The following is a 12715-nucleotide window of genomic DNA, read 5'->3' as shown; positions in this document are numbered from 1 at the left end:
ATGTATCGGATTTCCAAACAATTTGCATTCTCTGCCTCTCACCAGCTTATGGGCGTACCCGAAGGGCATCCTTGTTCCCGGCTCCATGGTCATAACTATATCGTTGAGATTGAGCTTTCCGGTGAAACTCTAAATGAAGCTGGGTTTGTTCGTGATTATCTCGAACTTGGCGATTTGAAAAAGTACATTGATAACGTTCTTGATCATCGTCATCTAAACGAAGTTCTAGGTGATGAGATGGTTACGGCAGAACGATTGGCCAAACATCTCTTTGATTGGTCGTTTGTGCGTTGGCCAGAAGTAACAGCGATGCGCATTAGTGAGACGCCCAAGACATGGGCAGAGTATAGGCCATGATTAAGGGTGCCTCTAACGACAACGCATCTGGGATGAAGCGCTTTAGCAACGAATTACCGAATGCACGAACTATTCGGGTGAGTGAAATTTTCGGACCCACCATTCAAGGAGAGGGAGCGCTCACAGGTGTTCCGACAGTCTTTGTTCGCATGGGGGGCTGTGATTATCGTTGTACGTGGTGCGACACACTCTATGCCGTTGATTCAAGTTTTCGTGATAAATGGAAACCGATGTCTGCATCGGCGATCATGGATGAAGTTGCGGATTTATCCGGTGGGAAGCCTCTCTTGGTTTCTCTCTCAGGTGGGAATCCTGCGATACAACCCTTAGGTTGTCTTATTGATATGGGGCATGAACAGGGATTCAAGTTCGCGCTTGAGACACAGGGTTCTGTGGCAAAAGACTGGTTTTCAAAATTAGATAATTTAACGCTGAGCCCGAAACCACCATCCTCGGAGATGGAAACCAACTGGGAAATTCTTTCTGAATGTGTTGCCGCCGCTGGACCTGACACTGAAACAATTATGAAAATTGTGATTTTCGATGATGAAGACTATGCCTATGCAAAAAAGGTTCATCAACGTCATCCGCAATTGAAAATGTTCTTGCAGCCAGGAAATCATACTCCAGGAACTGTCGAAGAAGAAGAGCCTGTGATTGATATCAAAGGGGTCATGGATCGTATGCGGTGGTTGATCGACAAGGTTGTTGATGATGGATGGTTTGAGGTTACGGTTCTTCCTCAGCTTCATGTGTTGATCTGGGGAAATGAACGCGGTGTTTGATCGCGAAAAGATTAATCTAAATGATGTAATTGATAATTCAGCCATCTGATTAAGCAGATGGCTGCTCTTAATAACGGAGCTTGGTCGATATGACTGAAGAAAATATTTATGCAAACCTGACCCAATTGGGTGGGGACAGTAAATTACCTTTAACGCCGGAAGAGGCCGTTATGGAACGCGTGCCTAATCCACAAAAAGGATCTGGTTACGTAGTGCGCTTTACGGCACCAGAATTTACATCCCTCTGTCCGATTACTGGCCAACCTGATTTTGCTCACCTCATGATCGACTATGTTCCCGGTGATTGGCTGGTTGAGAGTAAGTCGCTGAAGCTTTTCCTTGGTTCTTTCCGTAATCACGGTGCTTTCCATGAAGATTGCACTGTTTCTATTGGCAAACGAATTGAAGAGCTTCTTGATCCAAAGTGGCTTCGTATTGGAGGTTATTGGTATCCTCGGGGTGGTATTCCGATTGATGTTTTTTATCAATCTGGCCCAACACCGGAAGGTATTTGGATTCCGGATCAGGGTGTGCCACCCTACCGTGGCCGTGGTTAATTTTTTGAAGTGATTAAAACAAAAAACTTTGTTCTTCCAGAGGCTTTTGTTTTAACACTCAAGTTGGTTGAGTAGTTGGTTTTGGGCCCAGCCCTGATACGGCCAGGTTGGGTGCTGATTAAGTCGTTCTGTACGGTTGGGAATGAGCTTTTCTTCGGCTACTTTTTCACGACAACACAATAACATGTCAATGTTATCTCCGTCACTGGACAGCGGCCATATACAACAGATGTAAGCCTCCTTTTTTTCACCTATCGTGAATAAGCTGGGATAGGCAACAGGCTCTTTGGTTCTAAGGACATTCTGGTAGGCAATCTTCATTTTATTGAGTGAGTCCTGTTCAGGAAACTCTTCGATGTTCTTGTTGATTAAAGCGCTACCTACTCTCGTTTGAATATTACTGCCGAGAAGCCTAACATTGAATCGTGGAGTTTTGTGTTCTTCGTTTTGTATAACATCAATCAAAGAAACGTCTCCGAGCACATATGAGAAATCAAGGGGGTCAATATCTTTCCTGGAAGGGAAAGCATTGAGTTCCTTTTTTGCGCACCAGTAGGAGTGGAGCAGCTTTAGTTTTGTCATGCTGTCTAGGCCACAATTCTTTTACCTGCCCATGAATTGGGCTGTTAATCTATAGATTAAATCTTGAAGTCCAGACGATCTTTAATGATTTAGTGCCAAAACGGAAGTGTATTATGCGTGAATTGTGCATTTTACATCCACTGATTGATAAATAGAGCGACCATGGAAGTGTATTCAACAGTAACTAGTAATCAGATGAAATTGTCATTTGTTTTTGAATTCCAAGTCCTTCAACGCCGAGTTCCATTATCATTCCTGGCTTTAGAAAGATTGGTTCAGGCTTAATACCCATGCCGACCCCTGCGGGCGTACCAGTTAAAATAAGGTCGCCAGGAACGAGTGTCATAAAGTGACTTAGGTGACTGACAATTGTTGGGATCTTATGAACGAGGTTGCCAGTGGTTCCATTTTGATGTCGTACACCGTCGACTTCTAACCAAATTTTGAGGTTGTGTGGGTCTTTAATTTCGTCTTTTGTTACTAACCAGGGGCCAATGGGGCAGAAGGTGTCATGACTCTTCCCTTTTACCCATTGTCCCGACCTGTGCATTTGATAGTCCCTTTCAGAAACATCATTTGCCAGGCAGTACCCTGCGATATGGTCAATAGCAGAGGTTTCATCAACATACTTTGCTTTTTTGCCAATCACGATGGCCAGCTCAACTTCCCAATCAGTTTTCTGGGAGCCACGTGGAATTTCTACGTTATCATTTGGACCACAGATGGACGAATTAGCTTTCATAAAAATGCGTGGTTCAGGTGTTGGTTTAGCACCAACTTCTGTGGCGTGATCGTGATAGTTTAAGCCGATACAAATGATTTTGTTTACGCCGTTAATGCAGGGACCAATTCTGGGCACGCCCTTAACAAGGGGGAGCCGTTGTGGATCATGAGAACGTAGTCGTGTGAGTGTGGCATCATCGATGGTCGATCCGTTGATGTCTGAAATGATAAGAGAGAGATCTCGGATGTTATTTTCTGAATCAAGTAGTCCAGGTTTTTCCTGTCCAACTGGGCCATAACGCAGTAATTTCATCTGTTTCAAATCCCAATGTTTTTAAAATAAAGCCTATTATTGCCAGTGTCTGTTATTTCCAGATTCTGAAATATTTTAGCCAGTAATAGGGTTTTTGGCGACAAGAAGGATGTTTTGTGTCTGACAAATACCTGTGACGTATAGGAACTAAAGAGTAGAGCAGGGGTTGGAGATATTACCCCCTGCTCTAATAAACTGCCTTTATGGGGGGCTTACCGCTTTAAAAGTCAATGACAACATCTCCAAGAGGATTAGAACAACAGGCAAGGACGTAGCCATCGTCGATTTGCTCCTGAGTGATTCCACCGTTGTGCATCATATGAACGTCACCGGAGATCTTTTTGACCTTACAGGTCCCGCAAACACCGAACTGACAGGCACTTGGAATATGCAGGCCTGTTTTTTTGGCGGCGGTTAAGATGGTGTCGGATTCTTTGACCCGGGTATCTTTTTTTGACTTGCTAAACGTCACAGAAGACTTGGCGTCATCATCAATAATAACGTCATCGTGGTCTGGGCGATCTTCCTCTTCGATAATCGGAGAATCAAAACTTTCCTCGTGGTAATGATCCATGTCGAAGCCAGCAGTATTTAGGATGTCGCGTACGGCTTGCATAAAAGGTGCAGGGCCACAGCAGAAAATTTCACGTTCTTGATAATCGGATGAAATCAGCTCTAACATCAACTGGTTGACTCGACCTGTATAGCCCGTCCAGCTGCCATAAGGATCAGGCTCTTCGCAGACAAATGCGACCTTAATGTCACCAACCCGTGCACTCATACTCTCCAGCTCCTGACGGGCAATGATGTCCGATGGTGTCCGGGCGCAATGGATGAAATGGACATCGGTGTGGTTGCCGTAATCGAAAAGCCAACGCGTCATTGAAAGGGTCGGGGTGATGCCTGCACCGCCAGAAATGAAAAGGTATTTTTCAGCCATATAGTCATGCAAGGTAAAGAGACCCGCAGGACCATGAGCCTTGATTTTATCGCCTTCTTTAAGGTTTGCATGAAGCCAGTTGGAGACGTAACCACCTTTTGTCGCTTTAACGGTAATTGAAATGGAAAGCGGACGAGAAGGGCTTGAGGATAGTGTATAGGTTCTCAACACGGGCTTGCCATCAATCTCCAGCTCAAGAGTAATAAACTGCCCTGGCAGATAACGGAACCAGCTGCTGTCATTCGTTTGAAAGCAGAATGTCTTCACATCGTGAGTATCTTGCAGGATCATCACGCATTCAAGCATCTGTGAGTGACTATCCCATTGTGTTGTTGTGTTAAGTTCTCTGATTGCCTGTTTGACAGCCATTTGTTGAATTCCCAATTCATGCCTTTTCGGCATACTCATGCGGTCGCACTTAAGTGCGACCTTGTTATTAACGGTTTGTGTGTTTGAGTGCAGAAGCTACTACTGGCTGGCGATGGCTTTTAATCTTTCGGGATCAAACAGCTTGCCCAACATGTCGGAGCTGTACCAATTGATGAAATTGATTACACCAAACTCTGCACTCTCTGCGTAAGGACCTGGTTGGTAAGCTTTTGAATTAATGCCCAATTGATTATTTTCTGCCAACTCTCGATCCTGATGATTAGTCGCGTTCCAGACTGCGACCATTTTTTCGATGTCGTAGTCTTCACCTTCGACCGCTTCTTCGTGTACGATCCACTTGGTCGTGACGAGTGTTTCTTGTGGCCCAACAGGCATCACGCGGAAGATTACAGAGTGATCCCCCATAAAATGATTCCAGGTGTTGGGAAGGTGTAGTAGTCGCATGGAACCCATATCAGGGTCTTCCAAGTCACCCATAAGTTTTTGGCAAACCTGGGTGCCATCGATTGTCATTGAGACTGAACCTTCAGCAAGAGGCATACGAACAGCACGATACTCTAGATTGTGAGGGGTGCTTTCGTGAGTAATGCCCTGAGCGTCCCAGTCACGGGTTTTCTTGGCCACGAGTTTTTTAAATTCAGGTGTTGCGCGAGGATCATCGGTATTATCAAACTCGAGAAGCGTGTTAAGTAATTCGGGATGGGAGCCGTTGCAGTGGTAGCACTCACGATTATTTTCTATCACCAATTTCCAGTTGGCTTGCTCGCGAATGGTGACTTCGTGCGCAACCTTTGCCTTTTCCAAGCCGTGAGGTTTCAGAAATGGTTCAACGGCTTTTTTAAAATGATCAAAAGGAGGAGGGCTTTCTGCAAGACTGACAAAAATCATGCCGCCCGCAATGCCAATATGTGCTTTTTTAAGCGGAAAATCGGCTGGCTTAAAACCTTCATCCATGTTGCCGGCAAAAAGAAGATTGCCGTCGAGGTTGTAAGTCCATTGGTGATAGGGGCAGACAAGTTTAGCGGTATGACCTTTTTCTTCGAGACAAACCTTTGAGCCCCTGTGTCGGCAGGTATTATAGATGGCATGAACTTCTTTGTTATCGTCTCTGACAATAACCAGTGGATCATCACCAATGGAAAGAGTAAAAAAATTACCTGGCTTTGGGATGTCGCAAACCAAGCCTACAAAAACCCAGGATTTACCAAAGATGTGCTTCATGTCGAGTTTAAAAAACTCTGGATCGTTATAAAACTCTCTGGGAAGACTATAGTTCTGCTTTTTGTCCCGGAGCTGATCGAACATCTTGTCGTGGGTTGATATACTCATCTCTTGGTCCTATTCACCATTCTTGGCTCCCCTTGTTAGGGGTTATGCTTGCAGCTTACGGTGAGATAAAGAAACGCTACTTGGCGATAGCAGTGCTTAAGCACAGACTATTGCTTTAATATCGTTCCAATCGCCCTCCGCGATTATCGACTTACCTCAGGCTGGTTTCCGGACTCGAGAGGAGGCTTATCACCGCAATTCGCATCCTTCCCAGGGGGAGCCCCAGTGGTTTTTTGCGAATCTAATCCTCTCCTACCGTTGCGGGGGCAGTGTCGGATTTGCGCTATAGATTTGATCGCGCTTACCGACTTCCCAATTATTCACCTCAAATTAATATTTTGATTTTTGGGTGACACCTGGAGGAGTTGTCATTTTATGTTATCGACAGGAGAAGTTTTATTAAAATACACAGTTGATTCGCCTTAAAAAGCGACTGGCAGAACGACGTTTGCGACACTACTGTTTATGGCTGTAATTATTGGTCGTTGCTATGGTAAAAGTGGTCGTGATTTGTTTGATTGATTTGGATTATTTGTATGAATTCTCGACATGTTGGTATCACAGATGAATTGCAGGAGTATCTTTACAATTTTGGAGTTCGAGAAGACCAATTGTTGGAACGCTTGAGAAACGAAACTCTGGCAATGCGTTTTGGACATATGCAGGTCAGTCCAGAACAGGGGCAACTCCTTGCGTTTTTGATCAAGCTTCTTGGGGTTACATCGGTTTTAGAGATTGGTGTTTTTACTGGATACAGTAGTTTATGTATGGCGCGGGCACTCTCGAATGATGGTGTCTTGATGGCTTTAGATAATCAAAAACGTTTTACGGATATTGCCGAAGCTTACTGGTTAGAAGCCGGCGTGCTGGATAAAATTGAATTGCGGCTCTGCGATGCATTGGCCGAAATAGAGCGCTTGCGTCAAAAGGCTGCCCGGTTTGATATGATATTTTTAGATGCCGACAAAGAGCGTTATCCTGATTATTACGAAGCCTGTCTGGGGCTTTTATCGTCGGGCGGGCTTTTAATCGTTGATAACGTGCTTTGGTATGGAAATGTTGCGAAAGCTTCTGTAACAGAGCCTATTACTAAGGCCATTCGTGCCTTAAATAAAATCATCGTAGAAGACGAAAGGGTTGAGATGACAATGCTGCCCTTTTCTGACGGCATGACTTTAGTGCGAAAAAAATAGGAATGATTGCTAGGCGGCTAGATCCTTAAGAGCTTGCACGATTCGCGCAAAAGCTTGCTCTGCCCTGGAGCTAACATGACGCGCACGAAGCCAACCATGCATGAGGCCGGGCTCAATCACAGATCTTGCTGTACTGCCAGTTGATTTGAGTTTGTCGACAAAGTCAGGGCCATCATCAGAAAGTGGATCAAGCTCAGCCGAAGAGATGTAAGCAGGAGGCAGGTTGGAAAAATCATCAGCTTGTGCTGGAAAGATCTTAAAATCCTGTTTGTTTTGCTCGGTTGCAGGGTGACCAAGATAATAATCGATAAAAAGATTAAGATCAGGCGTACTAAAAAGGGGGGCATCTGCTTGTTGAACGCGAGAAGGCAATACTTCGCTTGAGAGCGCAGGGTAAATAAGAAGTTGTCCCTTTATCCAGGGAGCATTAAAGCCAAGTAAGTGGATATCACGGGCGATCATCGTGATTACCGCAGCTAAGGTTCCACCTGCTGAATCCCCACCAATCACCAAGCGATTGATATCTATGTCGAAAATTTTTGGAGCCTCTGTGACGGCTTGGTACACAGCCCAACAATCATCGACTGCTGCAGGATATGGATGTTCTGGGGCTAAGCGATAATCAACGGCGATCACCTGGACATTCGCTTGCTCAGCAAGATCGGCTGTGATGGAATCGTGGCTATCAAGGTCGCCAAGAACCCATCCCCCACCGTGGAAATATATCAAGGTTGGATGAAGGCCTATACGATTTTTTGGGCGATAAACCCGGATCGGAATATCACCATCCGGCCCTTCGATCGCGCCCTCTAGTATTTTTAAATTATCTGGGTGAGAGGACTGGAAGTGTAAACACATCTGGTTGTAACTATGCCTGATATCGTCAAGATCAGTTACGCCCGGCGTCGAGAAGCTTTCTGTTGCGGCAACAAAATCTTGAAGCTCTAAATCCAGCCCATCACTCATTTTTGATTCCTGTTAAAGAATACAGTGCTTGGCGAAATCTGTTGCTTCATTAGCAGACCAGTCGCCTTTTGGTTTTTCTTTCAAACCATCACACCATTCTTTGCTACCAACTTCTGGCGAGCAAGCTGTAAGTGCTGAAATGAAAAGTGCCGCTAGGGCTAGCTTGATATAGGTCATATTTCCCCCTGCCTCGAATGGGCTAAGTAAACATAATTGTACATTAATATTCCGTTATACTAAGTCAGATTTTTCAATCTGGCCACCACGGGATATTACCTAGTTACAAAAATTCTTGTTTTTTTACAGGCTGATCTCCTCAAAGGGGTGAATTTCAGGATACTTAGAGGTCAAGTGTCAGACTTGCACTTTTTGCTCTTGAGCAGCAAACCATCAATACTTGATTTTCCTTTTTTTCATCGTCGGTCAGGATCATGTCCCGATGGTCGGCGTCACCTTCAAGAAGACCAGTTTCGCAAGTGCCGCACACGCCTTCACAACAGGCGTGATCAACGAAAATACCATTATCTTCGAGGATTGTGAGAATACTTTTGTCTGCAGGGACATGAAGCACTTTACCGGTGCTCTGAATGATAATTTCAAAGCTGCCATCGTCTTCTTTCGGACCAGTACTGTCGTCTGCAGAAAAATGTTCAAAATGTACGGTATTGTTCGGCCAAGTTATGGTTGCACATTTTACGGCGTCCATAAGTCCCGTGGGGCCACAGCAGTATATTTGAACTTCTGGCTCGACAGGGCCAAATAAAGTTTGGGTTTTCAAGGGCCCATGTACATCGTCGTAAGACACTACCACGTGGGGGGAGAGCTCGCTTGATTTTAGTTCTTCCATAAAGGCCGCACGGCCTTCGTTTCGGCATGCGTAATAAAGTTGAAAAGGTTTGCCTAAGCTTTTTAAGCGGCGTGCCATGGACAGAATGGGAGTAATACCGATGCCGCCGCCAATGAGATTGTATTTCTGAGCACTTTCATCGAGTTCAAAATGATTGCGCGGCACAGAGATCTCTATTTCATCTCCAATATTCACGGTGTCGTGCAGATACTTTGATCCCCCGCGCCCGTTCTCTTCTTTCTGGACGCCAATGACATATCGAAGTTGTTCCTCGGGGGCATTTGACAGTGAATACTGTCTAATCAATCCGTTCGCCAGAAAGACATCAATGTGTGATCCGGCAGTAAAGGGAGGAAGTGTCTCCCCGCTGGGACTAACCAGTTCGTAAGTACGAATGTTTTGGGCCTGGTCCTTCATAGCGTTAACTAGGACGGTGATCCTTTGGGTCATTGCTTCTAATTTCTCCGCACGTTATCGCTTTTATATTATATCGTATTCATGCTGGTTTTATACTCCAGCTTATTTAACAGACTGGTACTTTTGTTTGAATATGACAACTGTTTGTGTGCTTCTTCTATAATGTTAACAGAGGTAAGTATTTGTTCTTTCCATCGATAAAATACTGTCCTTTAAGCTTCTTGTCTTTTGTCGAGTTTTGCTTGTGTTAGTGTTGAGAAATGGTTTTTGAAAAAAAATATTGGCAAAAATTGAGTACGGTTGCCTCTCTGGTTTTTGGGAGAGTTTTTACTGGAAAATTACTTAAGATAATTTTGGGGCTTGGGTTGACGTTATTCCTTCTCGGGAGCGCATTGATCTTTTATCGAATCCCGATTGCCCAGTACCTTGTTGAATACGTTGCGCAACAAACAAGAATTCCAAACTTTAAAATTAAAGTTACAAATGTTTCGTACGATACATTTGCTCTAGAAGATCTTACCGCAGGAGATGCCGCAGAATTTTCATTGGAAAGCTTGCAGCTAAATTTTGATCTTTTTGATCTTTGGCGCGGGGGAGTTCTAAAGGTAAATATTGATCGCTTGAAATTATCACTTGATGTAACAGGAAAGCGACCTTTACTCGGATCGTTGGATATTTTGTTCTCCGATGGCGAAGGTGCAGAGCCTACTGTTTTATCTGTGTTGCCGTTTCGACCTGAACTTCACCTGACCAATAGCGAGGTGAATATTAAAGGGGAGCAAGGGCTAATCTATCTGCCATTAGCAGCTGAAATTATTGGCACGTCGGAAGATGACGTTCAGGGGTGGCTTAGTTTTGAAGGCGGAAAGCTTGGTGATCGTGAGCCTGAGGAATTTTACTTAGGGGCGATTTTTTCATCATCGGATCTGCAGTTGGATTGGGATGTAAACTGGCGTGAGCTTGGTTTCGAAGGTGAAGGTGCGGCCTCGTTGTTTTTGGATGGCCCGGGGTTAAGTTGGAATGTCTTTGGCGGCATCAAAGGGAGTGTACCTGCCGTCTTCCTTGGCGATCATGCGGCTGATGTGAAAATGCTTGAGGGGGAAGTTAAATTAGACGGTGTTGGTGAAATTAACATTGTTGATAAATCCCCAAAAAAGTGGCGTACAGCAATTGGCCCTCTATTGGAAAACTTGAACAGGTCCACGGCTGATTTATCCTTAGAAATACAGACGCGGGCTCTTTTGCACTCGGGTGTCTCTCTAGAGAGTAATCTGCCCCTAAGAATCAAACAAGCTGGGTTGGACACGCATCTTGGATTTAATCGAGATGTTAGATATGAAATCTCTGGGCTACAAGGCGATCAATCACTCCCTTCAGAGCTAGGTGATTTACTCGGAAATGGCGTATCTGGACAATTTTTTAAAGATCAGAGTGAACTTTCCCTTCAATTAAGCGCTGGGCGGCCTTATTCCCTAAAATTAAATGGCAAAGCAAAAGGACAGGAAGGTATTGATCTCTCTTACCAAGGGGATGTTTCTGGTGAGGTTGGCTTGGGAGAAAACCTTTTAAATGGACTACAAGGAAACTTCGAACTTACCGCCTCAGAAATTACCATGTCAGGGGTTAAGGCAGATAAAGCCCAGCTCCAACTCAATACTATACATAACGGTTCCAATGGTTGGGTCGGAAAATGGCAGGGCGAAGTTAAAGGTGCACGGGTAGAGCAAAAAAATAATGGCACAATAAATGTTTTAAAAGTTTCTTCCGGTTTGCTTGATGGGGCTTACCAACTGGATAGCAATAGCCTGATGGTCGAGGCCCGAAAAGGGAACGCTTTGCTGTCGTCTTTGTCTCTACCTGGGCAAATGGAAATCTCATCCGCGGTTTCTCTTTTGGTGCAAAAGTTCAATACAACGTTGCTTTTACCCTCTCCGACAGTTGAAGCAGCCTCCTTAAAGAAAATAGATACCAAAATTACAGTAAAGGATTTAAGCGCACAGCTTGGAAAGGCTAACAAAAGAATTTCGTTGGCAGCAATTGAATTAGAGCTAAACGGGAATGATAAGGCAGGATGGCGGATGAAGTCGACGATAGGAGAGGCCTTAATTCCAGATGTGAAAATCAGGATGGAGAACTTTTCGTCAATCATCACAACGCCCTTTACGCCGCAAGGAACGCCGGACGATTTTGGCGAGATGCCATTTGAGGTCACTGTTAGTGGGCATTTAAAATCGGAAGATCATGATCTGGCGTTACCAGCGGGGAAATTTTCAGCAAATGGTAAAGGCACGCTGCAAGAGTTAAAATTGCAAGCAGAGTTCAGTCTTCTTAAAGGGGCAACTCTGCTGAGTATTGGGGGGCAGCTTGACCCTGAAGACCTCAATGGGACCTTTGATGTTGTTATTCCAAAGATTTTATTTTTAGAGGGAGGCGTGCAGCCGGCGACGTTCTCTCCTCTATTGTCTGATGTTAAAGTCCAAAACGGTACTTTTTCGGGGCATGCAGAAGTTATCTTGGCAAAGGGGGTTCCTGACGGGCACGGATACATCAATGTTGATATCAATGACGCCGTTATCAGCGACTTGCCTGTTAAAGATCTGGCCGGTCGTTTCTTCTTTCAGGGTATAACCGAGCCCGCCTTACCTCCAGGTCAAAGCTTAAAAATTGGTAACCTTGATGCAGGTGTACCTATTACGGATATTGAGTTGTTATTTGGAGCCTTTCTGGAAAAGGGTGAGCCCGTTATAGAGCTTCGGACTGCGGGCGTGAATATCACTGGAGGTCTGATCAGCTTAAAGCCCGATAAGTTCTTTGTTCTTGAAGAGGATCAGAGTATTGAAGTCTTGGTTGATAAGCTGGATGTTAAAGAGCTTTTTGCTTTGATTGGCCGAGAAGATTTAAGCGGTACAGGTATGCTTTCCGGGCAAGTCCCGATCAGGATTGTCGGCGACCAAGTTATCATCAAAGGCGGACATCTGGCGACAGGTGGCCCGGGGATTTTGCAAATTAGATCACAAGTCATAGCTGATGCATTAGCCTCTGGTGGCGAACAAGTTGAGCTATTGGTTAAAGCACTACAGAATTTTTCTTATACAGAATTGACTTTAGATATTGAAAAACCGATTAACGGAGCTGCTCAGGTCAAGCTGGGAATAAGTGGTGCCAATAAAGATGTTCTGGACGGTCATCCTTTTCGACTTAACATTAACTTGGAAACACGGGTGGAACCTCTACTTGAGGTGTTTTTACAAGGACAGAAAATTTCTCAAGGACTGGTTTCTGGTTTTATTAAGAAGCGATAATTTTCAAACTTAAA

12 protein-coding genes and 1 riboswitch are annotated in these 12715 nt (G+C 44.6%); of the genes, 5 read left to right on the top strand and 7 right to left on the bottom strand.

The genetic code is table 11. The features are described from left to right. The 3 genes from queD to queF all read left to right on the top strand — a co-directional run bounded on the left by queD (position 1) and on the right by queF (position 1699). Positions 1–357, top strand: coding sequence for a 6-carboxytetrahydropterin synthase QueD (gene queD, locus ACFSKO_RS03130; protein ID WP_380248315.1), 357 nt, complete (start codon positions 1–3; stop codon positions 355–357). Then, entirely contained in the window at positions 354–1142 is a 789-nt protein-coding gene (gene queE / locus ACFSKO_RS03125; RefSeq protein ID WP_380248313.1) for a 7-carboxy-7-deazaguanine synthase QueE, read from the top strand. The genes queD and queE overlap by 4 nt, the downstream gene beginning before the upstream one ends. Positions 1143–1231: 89 nt before the next feature. Next, positions 1232–1699, top strand: coding sequence for a preQ(1) synthase (gene queF / locus ACFSKO_RS03120; protein ID WP_380248311.1), 468 nt, complete (start codon positions 1232–1234; stop codon positions 1697–1699). A 51-nt stretch (positions 1700–1750) separates the two neighbouring features. Here the strand turns inward: queF and ACFSKO_RS03115 are convergent, their stop codons facing one another. The 4 genes from ACFSKO_RS03115 to ACFSKO_RS03100 form a co-directional block, all read right to left on the bottom strand. Next, positions 1751–2281, bottom strand: a complete 531-nt coding sequence (locus ACFSKO_RS03115; RefSeq protein ID WP_380248309.1) for a PAS domain-containing protein — start codon at positions 2279–2281, stop codon at positions 1751–1753. Positions 2282–2465: 184 nt separating this feature from the next. Further along, positions 2466–3317, bottom strand: a complete 852-nt coding sequence (locus ACFSKO_RS03110; RefSeq protein ID WP_380248307.1) for a fumarylacetoacetate hydrolase family protein — start codon at positions 3315–3317, stop codon at positions 2466–2468. Between the two features lie 220 nt (positions 3318–3537). Beyond that, the gene (locus tag ACFSKO_RS03105; RefSeq protein WP_380248305.1) at positions 3538–4626 is read right to left on the bottom strand and encodes an FAD-binding oxidoreductase; all 1089 of its coding nucleotides are present in this window, start codon (positions 4624–4626) and stop codon (positions 3538–3540) included. A 99-nt stretch (positions 4627–4725) separates the two neighbouring features. Beyond that, the gene (locus ACFSKO_RS03100; protein ID WP_380248303.1) at positions 4726–5976 is read right to left on the bottom strand and encodes an aromatic ring-hydroxylating oxygenase subunit alpha; all 1251 of its coding nucleotides are present in this window, start codon (positions 5974–5976) and stop codon (positions 4726–4728) included. 142 nt (positions 5977–6118) lie between these two features. After that, a riboswitch (cobalamin riboswitch) is annotated at positions 6119–6351 on the bottom strand. A 161-nt stretch (positions 6352–6512) separates the two neighbouring features. Here ACFSKO_RS03100 and ACFSKO_RS03095 point away from each other — a divergent pair. Beyond that, positions 6513–7169, top strand: coding sequence for an O-methyltransferase (locus ACFSKO_RS03095; protein WP_380248301.1), 657 nt, complete (start codon positions 6513–6515; stop codon positions 7167–7169). A 9-nt stretch (positions 7170–7178) separates the two neighbouring features. On the opposite strand, the gene ACFSKO_RS03090 is transcribed toward ACFSKO_RS03095, so the two are convergent. The 3 genes from ACFSKO_RS03090 to ACFSKO_RS03080 form a co-directional block, all read right to left on the bottom strand. Continuing rightward, complete coding sequence (locus ACFSKO_RS03090; RefSeq protein WP_380248299.1) at positions 7179–8135, bottom strand: alpha/beta hydrolase; 957 nt, start codon at positions 8133–8135, stop codon at positions 7179–7181. A 12-nt stretch (positions 8136–8147) separates the two neighbouring features. Next, positions 8148–8312 (bottom strand): DUF3012 domain-containing protein, encoded by a 165-nt coding sequence (locus tag ACFSKO_RS03085; protein ID WP_380248297.1) that lies wholly within the window; start codon positions 8310–8312, stop codon positions 8148–8150. A 163-nt stretch (positions 8313–8475) separates the two neighbouring features. Next, positions 8476–9432, bottom strand: coding sequence for a PDR/VanB family oxidoreductase (locus ACFSKO_RS03080; protein WP_380248295.1), 957 nt, complete (start codon positions 9430–9432; stop codon positions 8476–8478). A gap of 227 nt (positions 9433–9659) precedes the next feature. On the opposite strand from ACFSKO_RS03080, the gene ACFSKO_RS03075 reads away from it, so the two are divergent. Beyond that, positions 9660–12701: an intermembrane phospholipid transport protein YdbH family protein gene (locus ACFSKO_RS03075; RefSeq protein WP_380248293.1), complete on the top strand. Its 3042-nt coding sequence runs from the start codon at positions 9660–9662 to the stop codon at positions 12699–12701. Positions 12702–12715 lie beyond the last annotated feature (14 nt).

It is taken from the genome of Kiloniella antarctica (assembly GCF_042682825.1).
GTDB lineage: Bacteria > Pseudomonadota > Alphaproteobacteria > Kiloniellales > Kiloniellaceae > Kiloniella > Kiloniella antarctica.
This window is presented reverse-complemented; position numbering and strand designations above follow the sequence as displayed.